Below are 16,317 nucleotides of genomic sequence, written 5' to 3'. Positions count from 1 at the left end.
TTTTCCACATGAATCAAGCGGTCGAAATATTTTCCAGGTCCAAGAAAAAAGCGCTCGATTGTCGCTGCCGGATTAGTTCAGCGGCGCCTTGGATTTTATGCTAATCATGCCGCATGCGTGAAATTACCGACCGAACAATCCTCACCGTCATTCGTCGCGACGGTGGGTGGAGCGTCGAGCAGGACGGCGACTTTTTCGGCCAGTCCGCCGACAAGGAGGTCGCCAAGGCCGCCGCCCACAGGCGGGCACGGAGCCTGCAGGACGCCGGGCGTCCCTGCCAGATCCGGGTCAGCGGCGAACAAGGCTTCTGGGGCAGGTCATGATCAAGAACGCAAAGCCGAAGCCGCCGCAGTCTCCGGCGGTCCAGTTCCGGGGCGAGATTCAGGCCGCCATCGCCAGCGGCGCGGCGCCTGGGACGATGACCCTTCGCCTGACGCTGAACGACGGCCGCCGGCTGCGCCGGGACGAAAACGTCCCGCTGGAGCAGATCAGCTATCTGGGCGGCCAGATGCAGTTCCTGGGCGTGCGGGTCGTCGAAGGCGGCGTCGACGCCAGCGTGCTGGAGCAGGCCGTCAAGGCCTAGGCCGCCGACCAGGCCTCTCGGGCCTTGCCCTTCCGCGCCCGCCGTCGCAGCGTCGTCGGCGAAACGCGGGAGAGGCGGATGAACGAGGACTGGAGCGCCGGCTATGTGGTCGACACCGGCTACACCTACGGCAGCTATCCCGAGCTGAACCCCGTTCGCGCGGCCTTGCCGCTGCTGACCAAGGGCCTGCGGGCGCCGAAGATCGAGACGGCGTGCGAGCTGGGTTTCGGCCAGGGCTGCTCGGCGGCAATCCACGCGGCGACCCAGGCCGACATCGAATGGTGGGGCTGCGACTTCGCCCCGGCCCAGGCGGTGTTCGCCCGTGACCTGGTGGCGGCCAGCGGGGCCAGGGCCAATTTCTTCGACGACGCCTTCGACGAGTTCGCCGAGCGGCCGGGCCTGCCGGAGTTCGACTTCGTGGCGCTGCACGGCGTCTGGAGCTGGGTCAATGACGACGCCCGGGCCAAGATCTTGTCGTTCCTGCGCCGCAAGCTGAAGCCCGGCGGCCTCGTCTACATCTCCTACAACACCCAGCCCGGCTGGGCCCTGGCCGGACCGCTGCGCCACCTGATGAAGCGCCACGCCGAGACCCTGGGCGCGCCCGGCCTGGGTCCCACCGCCAATCTCGACGCCGCGCTGAACACCATGAAGCGGTTCTTCGACCTCGACCCGGTCTATTCGCGGCTGAACCCGACCGTGAACGAGCGGCTGGACGCCCTGCTGAAGCAGGACCGCGCCTACATGGTCCACGAGTACATGAACCGCGACTGGGTCCCGATGTGGTTCGCCGACGTCGAGGCCAGGCTGTCCTCGGCCAAGCTGGCGTTCGGGACCTCGGCCTATCTGTCCGATCATGTCGACGCACTGAACCTGTCGCCGGACATGATCGGCTTCATGGAGAGCCTGCCCGACGCCTCCCTGCGCCAGAGCTTCCGCGACTTCGCGGTCCAGGCCCAGTTCCGGCGCGACTATTGGCTGCGCGGGGTCTCGCCACTGAGCGCCGCCGACCAGCGCCGGGCCGTCCGCGACCAGCGCGTGGCGCTGGCCAAGCCGATCTCGGAGCCGATGGGCATGGTGCGCGGCATTTATGCCGAGATGGGCCTGGGCGGTCCGCTCTACGACATGGTCCGCGAGGCCTTGAGCGACTACCAGCCGCGCCCGATCGGCGACCTCGAGGCGGCCCTGCCCGAGGGCTTCGCCCTGCCGCAGCTGTCGACGGCCCTGGTGCTGATGATGAGCCAGGGCGTGGTGCAGCCGGCGCAGGGCTCCGACACGATCCAGCGCTCGACGGGAACGGCCAGGGCCCTGAACCTGGAGCTGGCGCGGCGGGCGGCCGAGGCGACGGACCTGGGCTTCCTGGCCTCGCCCACGACCGGCGGCTCGATCGGCGTCACGCGCTTCCACCAGCTGTTCTGGCTGGCCCTGCAGCAGGGCGGCGGCGGACCGGCCGAGTGGGCGAGGTTCGCGGCCGACACCTTGGCGTCCCAGGGCCAGGCCCTGGTGGCTGGCGGCGCGCCCCTGGCTCCCGACGCGGCCCAGGCGGCGCTGGAGGTCCAGGCCACGGCGTGGGCGGACACCCAGCTGCCGTGCTGGCGCGGTCTGGGGATCGCCTGACGATCTCGTCCCTTCCGGGAGCGGTGGTCTTGGACTAGGCTCGCGGTTGAAAAAGGTTCTGGGAGCTGGACCATGAAGGCTGTGCTGCTGATCGGCGCGATGACCGCCGCCGCCCTGATCTCGGTTCCGGCCTCGGCCGACAACCAGGCCGCTCCGGCGGCCCAGGCGAACGTCTTCGACTGGCGCGCCCAGGCCGAAGCGTTCCCGAATGGCGGGCCCGCCCCGAACATCGCCAAGCAGTGCTTCAACGGCAAGGGCGTCGCCGGCGTCAACCGTTCGGGCGCCCAGACGCTCTACATCCAGTCCCAGCAGGGCGGCATCTACCAGATGCGACTGACCGAGGACTGCTCGGGCCTGAACGGGGCCGAGAAGCTGTCGGTCCGCGCCAGCGGCAGCGACCTGGTCTGCCCCGGCGACAACGCCGAACTGGTGGCGCGGATCGCTTCGGCGTCCAAGCACTGCCGCGTCACGGACGTTCGCCGCCTGACGGCCAAGGAAGTTTCGGTCCTGGCCTCGGCGGCGCGCTGAGGCCGACCCGGACAACACGTCACATGGCCTGGCGCCGATAGCGACTGTCATCGTTCGCGGGGTCTCCTCTGAGTCGGAGACGAACTCGCGGAGCGACCGATGGCGGGCGTGGACGTAGGCGGCGTAGAGCTGGAGTTTCCCTGTCCCCGGTGCGGCGACCCCGCCCTGGCCAGCATCGAAGCCGTGCGCATGCTGCCGGTGCTCGATTGCGGCTGCGGCGAACGCTTCGGCGTCGACCTCAAGACCTTCAGCGCCCAGGTCACCCACGCCGAGGCGGCGGCCAAGGCGGCGCGGCGACGGAAGCGGGCTTAGGCCTCCCCGAACGGCAACCTTGCCGCGCGCCGGCGTTCCGCTAACGTCACGTCCAACAGAACAACGATAACCTGAGGGAGTGAGGCCATGACGCCGCCAGACGGCGCGTCGCCCGTGCGCGACGTGTCCAGCGTTCCGTTCAAGCCCCTGGCCATGAAGGGTCCCGACGTCACCGTCGACCGGCGGCCCGACGGGTCGATGGTCATCACCTCGAACCATGCGCCCGGCGAAGGCCCGCGCTCGATCGCCCACCTGATCGCCCGCAAGGCCGCCGAGCACCCCGACCGCCCCTACATCAAGCAGCGCGAGCCGGGCCACGGCCCCTGGCGTCAGGTGAGCTACGGCGAGGCCCTGCGCTCGGTCGAAGGCGTCGCCCAATGGCTGCTGGACCAGGGGCTGACCAACGCCGACAGCGTCATGATCCTGTCTGGCAACGCCATCGAGCACGCCCTGATGACCCTGGGCGCCTACACCGCCGGGGTTCCGGCCGCGCCGATCAGCCCGGCCTACAGCCTGATCTCGACCGACCACGCCAAGCTCAAGCACTGCTTCGACAAGGTCGCCCCGCGTGTCGTCTTCGCCCAGAGCGGGACGATGTTCGCCAAGGCGCTGGAGACCCTGAAGGCCATCGACCCGACCATCGCGGTGATCACTGGTGATGGGGCCGAGGGGACGATCCCGTTCGCCGAAGTCGCGGGAACCCCGCCGACCGCCGCTGTCGAGGCGTCCCGCGAGACCTTGGGCCCGGCGACCGTGGCCAAGTACCTGTTCACCTCCGGCTCGACCGGACTGCCCAAGGCCGTGCCGCAGACGCACGGCATGATGGCGGGCGTGATCGCCGGCCAGGAGGGCATTCGCACCGACACGCCGACCGAGGAGGTCCCCCAGAGCCTGGAGTGGATGCCCTGGAGCCACATCTCGGCAGGCAATATCGGCTTCAACGGCGTGCTGTGGGCCGGTGGCACGTTGCACATCGACGAGGGCAAGCCGCTGCCGGGCATGTTCGAGACGACGATCAAGAACCTCTACGAGGTCTCGCCGATCGTGTTTGGCTCAGCGCCCATTGCGTTCTCGATGCTGGCCGAGGCCATGGAGAACGACCCCGTCCTGCGCCGCTCGTTCTTCAAGAACCTGCGCTACATGGGCTATGGCGGCGCGACGCTCAGCAACGACGTCTATGACCGTATCCAGGCCCTGGCAGTGGCCGAGACGGGCCATCGGATCCCGCTGACCACCATGTATGGCGCGACGGAGACCCAAGGGATCACCGTCACCCATTGGATCACCGAGCGCGTCGGCCTGGTCGGCCTGCCGCTGCCGGGCATCCAGCTGAAGCTGGCCCCCAGCGGCGGCAAGTACGAGGTCCGGGTGAAGGGCCCCACCGTGGCGGCCGGCTACCACAAGGATCCGGAGCGGACGGCGGCGGCCTTCGACGAGGAGGGCTTCTACAAGCTGGGCGACGCGGCGCGGTTCGTCGATCCGGAGGACCCGGCCAAGGGCCTGGTCTTCGACGGCCGGGTGACCGAGGACTTCAAGTTGGACAGCGGCACCTGGGTCAGCGTCGGCGTGCTGCGTCCCGACCTGGTGGCCGCCTGCAGCCCCTACATCCACGACGCGGTGATCACCGGCCAGGACAAGCCGTTCATCGGCGCGATGCTGTGGCCCTCGCCGGCGGGGCTGGCGGCCCTGGTCGCGGACCCGGGACCGGGCACGCCGCTGGAGAAGCTGGTGGCGATCCTCCAGGACCGGCTGGCGGCGTTCAACGCCTCGGCGGGCGGGTCTTCACGCCGTGTGGGCCGCTTCACGATCCTGACCGAGCCGCCCTCGATCGACGCGGGCGAGATCACCGACAAGGGCTATGTGAACCAGCGGTGTGCGCTGGATCGCCGGGCCGCGCGGGTGGATGCGCTGTACGCGAAGGAGGCGGGGGAGAACGTATTCTCGGTCTAACCCAAACTTCCGATTTCCCCGGCGAATGCCGGGGCCCAGATGGAGGGGCGCTGGGGGGGCTACGAACGCTGAGATCTTCCCGTCAGTCCAAACGCTTTGAGATCTGGGCCCCGGCATTCGCCGGGGAAGTCGGATCTCAAAAAATCACCATCCCAGCCCACCGCGCACCAGCACCGCCGTCTTGTCGGACATGCCGAAGGCCATCAGGTCGGCCGGCTTGGCGGGCGGGACCTTGGCCATCTGCGGCCAGCCTTCGTGGTACTCCAGGGCCGCGACCTCGACCTTGCCGGTCCCCGAGGTCGTGAAGCTCAGCGTCACGCCGTTCGGATCGGGGGCGTGATAGGTCACGCTGGACCACTTGCCGGCTTCGGTCTTCAGGGCGATCGGCCGGCCGTTCAGGCGCGGGGCGCTGAGTTCGTTGCTGGGCCGCAGGCGGATACTGACCAGTTCGGCGCCGGGGGCGGGGATCAGGCGGACCAGCAGGCGGTCCTCGGCGCGGTCGACGGTCAGCTGCGGGGCGGGGACCGGGACGGCGCGAGCTTCCGACATCCAGACCGGCTCGCGCCAGAACGGGGCCAGAGCCTGCTGCCTCGGCGCCGCGCCGTCGTCGGCGGGCAGGACGGCTGTGGTCCAGGCGTCCAGGCGATCCTGATCGGCGACGCGCCAGGCCTTGCCGGACGAGAGGTCGGCGACGTGCAGGGCCTGGGTGATGGCCGGACGGCCCGGCTCGCCGCCGATGCGGGCGGCGTTGCCGATCAGGGCGGCGCCGACCAGGGCCAGCAGGCCGGCGGCGCGCCAGGCCCAGCGGGTGGCGGCGAAGTCATGGGCCAGGGGCGACAGGGCCGGGGCGGCCAGCATGGCGAACAGGGCCAGGATCGCCGGCTCCATCAGGCCGACGCCGGCGAAGGTCCACGAACCCCAGGCGGTCAGCTGGGCGATGGACACGACGCCCAGGGCGCCGATGACAAGGGTCAGGGCCATGGCCACACGCTTGTTTCGCGTTCCACCGATGCCGATGACCAGGGTCGCGCCCAGGGCGGCGATCAGCAGCGGCCAGGTCAGCATCACCGTCGCGCCGGGCGCCAGGACCTGGGCGGCGATGGCTAGGATCAGCAGCACGAGCAGCCCGCCGATCCAGGCGCCGAGCACGTCGGTCTTGAAGCCCAGGGCCAGGGCGGCCAGCACGCAGGCGCCGACGCCGAGACCCAGGCCGATGGGATCGAAGCCGCCGATCAGGCTGCACGCGCCGCCCAGGGCCAGGGCGACGACACAGGGGATCAGCCGCTTGGCGCCGCGCGCCTGGGCGGTGGCCACGCCCAGCCCGGCGGCGACCGCCAGCAGGCCCGCGCCCCACAGCAGGTGATCGAAGCGGATCAGCAGGCCGTAATAGCGCTGGATGTCCTGGATCATCAGCAGGCGGCCGGCCAGGTGCAGCACCAGGGCGGCCGTGGTCGCCAGCAGCAGCAGGCCGGCGAAGCCTCGGGCGATCTCCCAGCCGCTGGCCGCGCCCAGGCTGAGGGTGCGCCAAGCGGTGAACAGGATCAACAGGCCGGCCAGGCCCAGCAGCGCCCAGCCGATCACCGGCGGATAGCTGACCAGGAACAGGCCCAGCACGTCGGAATAGATGGCGTTCTCGCTCTTGGCCGGCAGCTGCGCGGCGTCGACCAGGACGCGGATGGTCGGCAGGGCCTGGTCGCCGACATGCTGCAGGCTGCCGCGCTCCAGGTGGTCCGGACGGGCCAGCGGCGTGTGGTAGCCCAGTTGGTCGTCGATGAAGGCCAGGTTCAGGCCGGGTAGCCCCTTGCGCACCGCGTGGGTGAAGTCGGTGTCGTTGGGCATCTTCTCGTAGACCGTCGAGGCCATCGAGTTGGCCGAGGGGCTCTTGGCCGCGCGGGCGAAGACGCTGACCAGGGCGCCGTTGCCGGGGCCGGTCTGGAACATGGCCGCGCGACCGGCGTCGCCTCGGGCCTCCATGTTCACGACCAGGCCCACGCGGGCCAGTGTCGGGTCGCGGGCGAAGAAGGCGTCGGCGCCCAGCAGGCCGGCTTCCTCGGCGTCGGTGAACAGGAAGATCACGTCACGCAGGTGCGGGCCGTCGGCCTTGAGAGCGCGGGCCATCTCGAGCGCGGCGGCCGTGCCGGTGGCGTCGTCGGCGGCGCCGGGCGAGTTGTGGACCGAGTCGTAGTGGCTCATCACCAGGATGGCCGGCAGGGTGCGATCCTTGCCCGGCAGCACGGCGATGATGTTCTGCACGGCGGCCACGGTCAGGGCGCGCGGGCTGCGGGCGTTCGAATAGAAGCCCTCGCCCGGACGGACCGAGACCTCCAGCCCCAATTCGCTGATCCTGGCCAGCAGGTGGTCGCGAACCTTGACGATCTCGGCCGAGCCGGTCGGGTGGGGGCGCTGGGCGATGGCGGCCACGTCGGTCATGGCGCGGTCGGCCGAGAACTCGCTCGCCGGCGCGCTGACCGGGACCGGGGCAGGCGGCCTCTGGCTCCAGGTCCCGAGCGCAAGGCCCAGCACCAGGCAGATCCAGAATCCGAGGAAGCGGATCGTCTTCATCGGCAGGCCTCCGGTTGGAAAGCGAATCCCCAGGCGCATGCTGAGGTGATGCGGCCCGTTCGCAAACCCCTCTGATTGCTCCGGAAACGGAAAAGGGCGACCCGGTTTCCCGGATCGCCCTTCCCTCTTCCGAAAGCCGGAGGCGCGGCTGGCGCCCCCGGGTCCCCCTCCCGGCTGAACTAGAACTTGGAGCGCAACGTGACACCGTAGGTGCGCGGCGCGCCAAGGAAAGCGTCGTAGGTGATGGTGTCAAGCGCGGCGCTGTAGGTCGCCTGCGTGGCCGACAGGCCCGAGGAGCCCTGCAGGGTGCCGTTGAAGGCCACCTGATAGTACTTCTCGTTGAACAGGTTCTGGCCCCACAGCTCGACGGTCCAGCGATCGTCGGCCGAGCCCAGGCCCACGCGGCCGTTCACGACCGTGAAGTTCTTCTGCATCTTCGGCGGGAACAGGTCCGAGCCCGTGTTGTACGAGGACGAGTACTTGGCGCCGAGGTTGAAGCGGGCCTTCAGGTTGTCGCCGACCGGGGTCTCGTAGGTCATCGAGCCCGACGCCGAGTACTTCGGAGCCAGGGACAGGTTGCTGCCCGGCAGCAGGGCCAGGGCGTTGCCCGGATCGTTCGGGATCGGCTGCTTGCCGTACTTGGTGTCGGCATAGGTGAAGCCGCTCTGGATCATCAGGCCGCGCACCGGCGTGAACCACAGGAAGTCGGCGTCGACGCCCGACGACTTCACTTCCGGGATCGAACGCACGACGAACGAGGTGCCCAGGAAGGTGTTCAGCTGGAAGTCGGTGAACTTCTGCTGGAAGAGGCTGACGTTGAACAGGACGGTGCGGTTGAACAGGGTGTTCTTCACGCCGACTTCGTAGCTGTCGACGAACTCCGCCGGGAACGAGGTGTCGAAGATCGGGGTCACGCCCGAGCCGCCCGAGGGCAGGCCGTTCGACGACTGGGTGCGGTCCAGGTTGAAGCCGCCGCCCTTATAGCCGCGCGCGAACGAGGCGTAGGTGAAGACCTCCGGCGAGAAGCGGTACGAGGCCTTGATCGTGCCGCTCCACTCCTTGTCCGAACGCTCCTGGTTGGTGCCGCGGTTGTTGAACAGCGGGTTGGCCCAGGGCAGGCAGAGGTTGCCGACGACGGTCGGGGTGGCGGCCGCGCCGACGATGCCGGCGATGCGGGCCTGGCCGGCGGCCGACAGGGCCGTGCCGCAGCCGACGCCGCCGTCGCTGAGCGTCTGGAAGGTGTCGAGCTTCTTCTTCTCCGACGTGTAGCGCAGGCCGGCGGTGATCTCGAACGCGTCGGTCACGTGCCAGGTGTCGTTGGTGAACAGCGCGATCGTCGTGGCGCGCTGGTCGTAGCGGTCATACAGGCCCTGGCCGGGCGTGAAGGTCGTGTTCACCGCGCGGCCCGTCAGCAGCGAGATGAAGTTGGGGAGGCCGGCCGGAGCGGAGGCCGAGCGCGACAGCAGGCGGCCCAGATACTGCTCGTAGTCGTTGCCATAGAGGAAGTTGGCGCGGGTCTCGAGACGCTCGTCTGCCAGGAAGGCGCCGACCAGCCAGTCGAACTTGTCGCTCTTGCCGGCCAGGCGCAGTTCCTGGGTGTAGGTCGTGAACTGCGAATAGTTGGTGCCGTCCTTGTTGCGGTAGGCGAGGTCGGCGAGGCTGAAGTCGGCGTCCTGGCCGTTGTCGGTGCGCCACTGGCGGATGGCCGAGATGCTGGTCAGGGTCATGTCGTGGGGCAGGTCGATGTCGCCTTGCAGCGAAACGCCCTTGTCCTCGATCTTGGCCGGGGCGCCGCGGTTCGAATAGGCGACGCGGGCGAACGGATCGGCGGTCATGGCCAGCGGCGCGGCCTGGCCCGAGACCAGGGCGAGAATGCCAGCGGTCGGGCCGGTGCGGATCTGCACGGCGCCGCAGCAGTTCTCGTCGCGACGGCTGTAGTCGGCGATGACGCGGAAGGTGGCGTTGTCGTCCGGCACGATCAGCAGCTGGCCGCGCACGGTGTAGAAGTTCTGGTCGGCGTCCTGCTTGCGCTTGGACGGGCCGTTGCCGGTGATGACGTCGTTGTAGCCGTCGCGCTCGCGGGCGGCGACGTACAGGCGGCCGGCCACCTTGTCGCCGACCAGCGGGCCGGTGACCGAGGCCGAGACGCCGTGGGCGTCGTAGTTGCCCAGGGTGACTTCACCGTTCGCGGCGAAGCCGAACTCGGGCTCCTTGGTGACGACGTTGATGACGCCGGCCGAGGTGTTCTTGCCGAACAGGGTGCCTTGCGGACCCTTCAGGACTTCGATGCGCTCCATTTCGCCCAGGTCGCCGAAGCCGACGCCGTTACGGGGGCGATAGACGCCGTCGATCACCACGCCGACCGAGCTTTCCAGGCCGGGGTTGTCGCCGACGGTGCCGACGCCGCGCACGCGGGCCGTCGTGGAGGCCTCCGACGAGGTCGAGGTCACGGTCAGGCCGGGGGTCAGGATCGTCAGGTCCTTGATGTCCTTGACGCCCGTGTCCTGCAGCAGCTTGGCGCCGACGGCGGTGACCACCACCGGCACGTCCTGCAGGTTCTGTTCCCGCTTCTGGGCGGTGACGATGATGCTGTCTACGGTTTGAGTGTCGCTCGTTTGAGCCTGCGCGGCGTTCGTGGCGCCAAGACCGGCGAGGACAACAGCGGACGCAGTGCCGCAAAGCACCTGGGTGAAGCGCATTTCCTACCTCGGTTTGTTGGCCGAAAGCGCTTGCCCGCCCCCGGCTTTGTTTTTCGTTGTTCCGTCGAACGATTGTTCGAATGGATGGCCAAGGGTTAGGCGCCGCCAGGGAGGTCGGCAAGCGAAATCCCTTGCCATGATTAGGTTCGAGCGATTTCTGTTGCCGGGAAGCGACAGCGCTCGCCGGCCGTTACCGAAATTCGAAATGGACTTGCGTCGCCGCCGGGTGGGTCTCATTTGACCACCCATGAGCTCCTCGCCCGCCTATCGTCCCGATCCCCGCTTCCAGGCCCTTGGGCGCGATTTCGCGGACCCGGTCGAGGCCGCCGATTTCCCCGAGACGATCCTGCGGTTCCGCAACGACCGGGCCGCCGCCACGGTCGGGCTGGAGGGGCTGGGCGACGCCGACTGGATCCGCCATTTCGGCCGCTTCGAGGCCCTGCCGGACAATCAGCCGACGCCGTTGGCCATGCGCTATCACGGCCATCAGTTCCGCGTTTACAACCCTGACCTGGGCGACGGTCGGGGCTTCCTGTTCGCGCAGCTGCGCGAGACGGGTGCTGGCCGCCTGCTCGATCTTGCCACCAAGGGCTCCGGCCAGACGCCCTGGTCGCGTTCGGGCGACGGCCGCCTGACCCTGAAGGGCGGGGTGCGCGAGATCCTGGCCGCCTCGATGCTGGAGGCCCTGGGCGTTCCGACCTCGCGCGCCTTCTCGCTGGTCGAGACCGGCGAGGCCCTGACGCGCGGCGACGAGCCCAGCCCGACCCGCTCGGCGGTGCTGACCCGGCTGTCGCACAGCCACATCCGTTTCGGGACCTTCCAGCGCCTGGCCTATTTCGACCGCCGCGACCTGATCGGCCAGCTCGTGGACCATGTGATCGAGACCTACTTCCCGCACCTGGCCGACGCGGCCGATCGCCCGGCGGCGCTGCTGGAGGCGACCGTCGCCGCTAGCGCCCGGCTGCTGGCTCGCTGGATGTCGGCCGGTTTCGTGCACGGGGTGCTGAACACCGACAACATGGTCGTGACGGGGGAGAGCTTCGACTACGGCCCCTGGCGGTTCCTGCCTCGCAATGATCCGAACTTCACCGCCGCCTATTTTGACCACCAGGGTCTCTACAGCTTTGGCCGCCAGCCCGAGGCGGTGTTCTGGAACCTGCAGCAGCTGGCCGCCTGCCTGACCCTGGTCGGCGAGCAGGCCGGGCTGCTCTCGGCGCTGAACGGCTTCACCGATGTCTATCGGGAGGCCCTGCGCGGGGCGATGCTGGATCGCCTGGGGGTGAAGAGCCGCGATACGGATGCGGACGTCGAGCTGGTCAACTGCGCCTTTCGCGCCCTGGCCGAAGGCGGCGATACGCTGCGCTGGGAGCCCTTCTTCTTCGACTGGTTCGGCGGCGAGGCTTCGCAGGCCCGCGCCCTGGCTGGTCCGCGCGCGGCGCTCTACGAGACCGAGACCTTCCTGGCCTTCCGCCGCCAGCTGGCCGGGTTCGAACCCGACCGCCCCGAGCGTCTGGCCGATCCGGTGTTCCAGCGCGCCGAGCCGGAGGAACTGATCATCGACGAGGTCGAATCGCTGTGGGCCCCGATCGCCGAAGACGACGACTGGAGCGCGCTCCACGCCAAGCTCGACCGGATCGAGGCGGCGCGGCGGGTCTATGCGCTGGGAAGCTTGGGCGGTAAAAAAGCCGCGTTCTGAATTTTTTCGTTCGAGCGCGGAACAACCGTCAAGGTTCCGTCTTAGAACTGCGGCACACTGCCTCCAGACGAACGCCGCGTGGAGACCGACCCAATGCGCTTCTTCCAACCGATCATGCTGGTTTGCGCCGTGGCGATGTCGTTCGTCGGCGCCCTTGGCATCCCGGGTTGCGCCCGCGCCATCGGCGAGTGCCTGCGGGACCGTCCGGAACCGGCCTAAGCGCTCAGCGCCGTCGGCGGCTGCGTCAGGACCCCGGCCATCAGCTGGCGGCGTGAGCTGACGCGGAACGCCATCAGGAACTTCTCCAGGAACAGCCACGTCGCCCGGTCGTGATCCAGGTGATGCGTCAGCAGGCCGATGGGCTCGTCCCAGCGGCCGGCGAGGCGTCGCTCGGTCATCAGCCGCCGCATGCGCGACAGGAACTTCCAGGTTCCCCTGAACCGGCCGCCACCCTTCCAGCGCAACACGTCCAGATGCGCGTCCAGCCGGGCCACGCCGTCGGTGACGCCAGCGGGCTGGTCGAAGCCCGACACCGCCGTGATCGACGACTCGGGCAGGGCGGCCAGCAGCTGCGGCGCCAGATTGTTCCACGGCGGCGTAAACAGGGTCGGGGCGACGCCGGCGCGGTGGAAGGCCATCACGGTCGAGCGCAGCTGGCCACGCACCCACTCCACGCTGTCGTCCTCTACGATCTCGCCGAAGCCCCGGCCTTCCGGCTGGCGGTTGACGTGCCGGAAGCCGTGCACGGCGATCTCGACGCCCGGCTCGGCCTCGATCCGGCGGACCAGCGACGGCAGGTTCGGGCTGGCGATGGTCGCCAGGGTCAGGGGCGCCTGGAAGAGGTGGGCCAGGGTCAGCAGCCGGTCCAGCGCCTCGGTCGGCTCGCGCGCGTCGTCGTCGCGCCACCAGATCACGGGCGCGTGGCCGGCCTTGGTCCAGAGCGAAAGCTCCGAACCCAGGGCCAGGCGGAAGGCGAGGGGCAGGTGCGCCACGGGGCGGTCGATTACTGCGCGGCGACCTCGGCGCGACGCAGCGGCAGCGGCGTGGGGGCCGGCATGGCGTCGTTGTTGCGAGCGCGGTTGCGCAGGATCTCGCGCGCTCGCAGGTTCGACATGATCGGATAAAGCGCCGCCATCAGCGAGATCAGGAAGCCGAGATCGCCTTCCGTGTAGCCCTTGCGCGAGACGTAGCACTTGAAGAACCGGCGCACGCCGCGGAAGGCGTCGTCGGCCAGGCTCTTGACCTTGCCGGTGTCGGCCAGGTCCTGGCCCTTCAGGGCGGTGTAGCGGGAGAGGCGCGCGAACATGTCGGCGATGTCCTCGTCGACCATGTGCATTAGCGGGGTGTTCAGGCGACCGCCGAAGCGGCCTTCCAGCTTAGCGCCCGGATGGACGCGCTCGGCCTTCCACGACTTGTGGCCGCGACGGAACAGGCGCGCGGCCGACGAGGTGCCGAACGAGCCGCCCCAGCCGTTACGAACCAGCTGGTCGCCGACATAGTTGTCGATCGGGATCTGGTACCAGTCGGCGGCGTCGGCGCGTTCGATGGTTTCGCGGATTTCCTGGGCGAAGGCGGGGGTGACGCCTTCGTCGGCGTCCAGTTCCAGGATCCAGTCGCCGGTGCAGCGAGCGATGCCGGCGTGCTTGCGCGGGCCTTCGATCGGGAAGATGCCCGACACGACGCGGGCGCCGTACTGGCGGGCGATCGTCTCGGTGCCGTCGTTGCAGCGGTCGGCGACTACCACGATTTCGTCGCAGAACGACAGGGCCGACAGGCAGGCGTGCAGACGCTGCTCCTCGTTGTGAGCGCAGATCAACGCCGAAAGCTTCGCCATCACAAATCCCCGAAGGAACAGCCACGCCCCCGCAGCCGCTTCGAGATGATGACGTCGCCGGAGGTCGCCGCCCCCCGGTCCCGCGCTAAGAAATGTGTAAGAATTGAAACAAAGCGCAGGCCCTCAACCGCTTGGGAATCCAGCGATCGGCGAGATTTGTTGCAGTTCCGCGACGTTCCGACGCAGGAGTTGGCCGACGCAGGAGGGTCAGAAGTTGGCCGAGAGGGACAGGCTCCACGTGCGCGGCCGCTGCGGTGTCACCTGGCGGACCTGACCGAAGCTGAAGGGGTTGCCGTAGGCGAAGGTGTCGCTGGAGCTGTTCCAGGGATTGCTGACGAACAGCGCCGCGCGCCAGCGGTCGGTCATCAACTGGGCCGACAGCTTGCCGGTGTAGTAGCCGCCCATCGTAGGCGAGAAGCGCGGATCGAAGGTCAGCCGGGACTCGCCGATGTAGCCGGTCTCGGCCGTCAGCATCAGCGTCGCGGCCGCCGTGATCGGCCGCTGGTAGGTGACCAGGCTGCCGAACGAAACGTCCGGTACGCCGGGCAGGCTGGCGGTCTCGGCGATGCCGAAGCCGGGGGCGATGCGGGTCAGCTTGGGCTCGTTGAAGAGCGCGTTGCCGCTGATCGTCAGGTGCGGCGTCGCCCGCCAGGCGGCCTCGACCTCCAGCCCTCGGTTACGGCCGTCGCCGATATTGGCGGTGTAGGACAGGCCCGACGGGAAGTACTGGTCGGTCTGGATGTTGCGCCAGTCGTCGTAGAACAGCGCCGCGCGCAGGTTCACCCGGCCGCCCCACGGATTGAGGGTGGTCCCAATCTCGTAGTTACGCAGGTGGTCGGGGCGGAAGACCCGGCGGGTCTCCGACGGCGTGGTCAGGCCCCCCGAGTTGAAGCCGCCGGCGCGATAGCCCTCCGAGGTCAGGGCGTAGATCAGACCGCCGCCGGACAGGTCGCGCTGGATCGAGACCTTCGGCGAGAACCCGTCGAACGAGGCCTCGCGGTCCAGGTCGCGCGATTGGCCGGGGGCGGGGGCCAGGACATAGGAGCGGGTGTGAATGGTGGTCTTGAAGCCCCGCCCGCCCAACGCCGCCTTCCAGCCGCCGCCCAGGTCGTAGGTCGCCTCGCCATAGAGGGCGTACTCGTTCAGGCGGTCCTTGCGATCCTCGTCATAGACGCTGCGGGTGATGTTGTTGGTCCGCGAGCGCAGGTCGGCGTCGCTTTCCTCGATGCTGGTGGCGATGAAGGCGCCGACCATCCAGCGCAGTCGGCCCTTGGCGGGCGCGGTGTAGATGGCGTCCTCGACGACCATCCGCACGCGCGAGGCCTCGTCGTAGAGGCCCAGCTCGATGGCTTCCTCGGAGAACTCGGTCAGGGCCAGGGTGGCGTCGTAGCGGCTGGCGTAGTTGTGGGCGACATAGCCGGTGACCGACTCGAACTCGCCCCAGTCGCCCGAGCCGCTGATCTTCAGCGACGCTAGGTTCAGGTGGTTGTTGTGGGTCTCGCGCACCTGGTTCGCGCGACGGGGGCCGCCGGGGGTCACGGTGACGTATTGGGTGTCCTTCGAGGTAATGCTGCGGCTGGTGACGCCCAGCTTGACCTGCCATCTCTCGTTCATGTCGACACGCCACGCCGCGCGGCCGCCCCTACGGGTGGTGCGATCAACGTTCGATAGGCGCAGGTTCACGTCGTCCAGATAACCGCCGTCCACATCGTAGAAGAAGGCGCCGCGCAGGGCGGAGCGGTCACTGACGGGGAGGTTGGCCACGCCTTCCAGACTGTAGCTCGGCGAGCCGGAGTGGGTGTCGGCCGCCGTCGCGCTCAATGAGGCGCTGTAGATCCCCAGCTCAGGCTGACGCGTGACGATGCGATAGATGCCGCTCAGCGAGCCGCCGCCATAGAGCGCGCCCTGAGGGCCGCGAAGGACCTCGATCCGGTCGACGTCGATCAGGCGCAGATCGGGATCAGGCGCATTGTAGTTGACGGGCACCTCGTCGAGGTAGGTGCCGACCGTCGACTGGGTGCGCCCGGTGAAGGTGCCGTCGGACAGGCCGCGCAGCAGGATCTTGTTCCGCGCCGCGCCCAGATTGGTGGTGATGAAGCCGGCGGTCTGGCGGGCGACCGATGCGGTCTCCGTCACCCCGATGTCCTGAAGCTGCGGCGAGCCGATGACGCTGACCCCGCCGGGCAGGCTGCCCAGGCGCGGCGGACGCTTGCCCGCGCTGATGATCAGCGGCGCCAGCGGCGCGATGGGGTCGGGCGCTGTGATGGTCGGTCGAGCGACCACCACGGGGCGGGGCGCGGCAGGCCGGGCGACCGAGAAGCGGACGGTGCGGCCATCGACCAGGAGGTAGGCGCAGCCCTTGCCCTGGCTGGCCCGGTCGAGGGCTTCGCGCAGGCTGAAGGTCCCGACCAGCGGGACGCCGGCGCCCTTGCAGGCCTCGACGCCCCCGATCGAGACGCCCATGCGGACGCCCAGCTCGATCAGGGTCTCGGCGGCGGTGGTCTTGCGGATGTCCAGGCGCACGCGGGATTCGGCGGCT

The 16,317-nt window shown here is 69.1% G+C and carries 13 protein-coding genes; 8 read left to right on the top strand and 5 right to left on the bottom strand.

Annotated features, from left to right (window positions below):
* Positions 1–113 precede the first annotated feature (113 nt).
* The 6 genes from AC07NN_RS15315 to AC07NN_RS15290 all read left to right on the top strand — a co-directional run bounded on the left by AC07NN_RS15315 (position 114) and on the right by AC07NN_RS15290 (position 4,987).
* Positions 114–323, top strand: a complete 210-nt coding sequence (locus tag AC07NN_RS15315) for a hypothetical protein (RefSeq protein ID WP_494642549.1) — start codon at positions 114–116, stop codon at positions 321–323.
* Positions 320–583, top strand: a complete 264-nt coding sequence (locus AC07NN_RS15310) for a hypothetical protein (RefSeq protein WP_494642547.1) — start codon at positions 320–322, stop codon at positions 581–583. The genes AC07NN_RS15315 and AC07NN_RS15310 overlap by 4 nt, the downstream gene beginning before the upstream one ends.
* A 78-nt stretch (positions 584–661) precedes the next feature.
* On the top strand, positions 662–2,197 hold the full coding sequence (locus AC07NN_RS15305; RefSeq protein ID WP_494642545.1) for a methyltransferase regulatory domain-containing protein: 1,536 nt from the start codon (positions 662–664) through the stop codon (positions 2,195–2,197).
* A 72-nt stretch (positions 2,198–2,269) separates the two neighbouring features.
* Entirely contained in the window at positions 2,270–2,725 is a 456-nt protein-coding gene (locus tag AC07NN_RS15300; RefSeq protein ID WP_494642543.1) for a DUF6491 family protein, read from the top strand.
* A gap of 99 nt (positions 2,726–2,824) precedes the next feature.
* Positions 2,825–3,037: a hypothetical protein gene (locus AC07NN_RS15295; protein WP_494642538.1), complete on the top strand. Its 213-nt coding sequence runs from the start codon at positions 2,825–2,827 to the stop codon at positions 3,035–3,037.
* Between the two features lie 87 nt (positions 3,038–3,124).
* Positions 3,125–4,987, top strand: a complete 1,863-nt coding sequence (locus AC07NN_RS15290; RefSeq protein WP_494642533.1) for an AMP-binding protein — start codon at positions 3,125–3,127, stop codon at positions 4,985–4,987.
* A 144-nt stretch (positions 4,988–5,131) separates the two neighbouring features.
* Here the strand turns inward: AC07NN_RS15290 and AC07NN_RS15285 are convergent, their stop codons facing one another.
* Both AC07NN_RS15285 and AC07NN_RS15280 read right to left on the bottom strand, forming a co-directional pair.
* A complete protein-coding gene (locus AC07NN_RS15285; protein WP_494642531.1) occupies positions 5,132–7,549 on the bottom strand; it encodes a M20/M25/M40 family metallo-hydrolase in 2,418 nt (805 codons plus the stop codon).
* Positions 7,550–7,728: 179 nt separating this feature from the next.
* A complete protein-coding gene (locus tag AC07NN_RS15280; protein ID WP_494642529.1) occupies positions 7,729–10,248 on the bottom strand; it encodes a TonB-dependent receptor in 2,520 nt (839 codons plus the stop codon).
* A 247-nt stretch (positions 10,249–10,495) separates the two neighbouring features.
* Between AC07NN_RS15280 and AC07NN_RS15275 the strand changes: the two genes are divergently transcribed.
* Together AC07NN_RS15275 and AC07NN_RS15270 are read left to right on the top strand one after the other, a co-directional pair.
* Positions 10,496–11,944, top strand: a complete 1,449-nt coding sequence (locus tag AC07NN_RS15275; RefSeq protein WP_494642525.1) for a protein adenylyltransferase SelO — start codon at positions 10,496–10,498, stop codon at positions 11,942–11,944.
* A gap of 93 nt (positions 11,945–12,037) precedes the next feature.
* Positions 12,038–12,163, top strand: a complete 126-nt coding sequence (locus tag AC07NN_RS15270; protein WP_004616452.1) for a hypothetical protein — start codon at positions 12,038–12,040, stop codon at positions 12,161–12,163.
* Here the strand turns inward: AC07NN_RS15270 and AC07NN_RS15265 are convergent.
* The 3 genes from AC07NN_RS15265 to AC07NN_RS15255 form a co-directional block, all read right to left on the bottom strand.
* Positions 12,160–12,936: a polysaccharide deacetylase family protein gene (locus tag AC07NN_RS15265; protein ID WP_494642521.1), complete on the bottom strand. Its 777-nt coding sequence runs from the start codon at positions 12,934–12,936 to the stop codon at positions 12,160–12,162. The genes AC07NN_RS15270 and AC07NN_RS15265 overlap by 4 nt on opposite strands.
* A gap of 11 nt (positions 12,937–12,947) precedes the next feature.
* Positions 12,948–13,778, bottom strand: a complete 831-nt coding sequence (locus tag AC07NN_RS15260; protein ID WP_494642516.1) for a glycosyltransferase family 2 protein — start codon at positions 13,776–13,778, stop codon at positions 12,948–12,950.
* 207 nt (positions 13,779–13,985) lie between these two features.
* Complete coding sequence (locus AC07NN_RS15255) at positions 13,986–16,301, bottom strand: TonB-dependent receptor (RefSeq protein WP_494642510.1); 2,316 nt, start codon at positions 16,299–16,301, stop codon at positions 13,986–13,988.
* Between the last annotated feature and the right edge of the window lie 16 nt (positions 16,302–16,317).

Source organism: Caulobacter sp. GW821-FHT09H08 (assembly GCF_059415885.1).
Note: the sequence above shows the minus strand (reverse complement) of the source record. Positions and strands in the feature narration are given on the sequence as shown.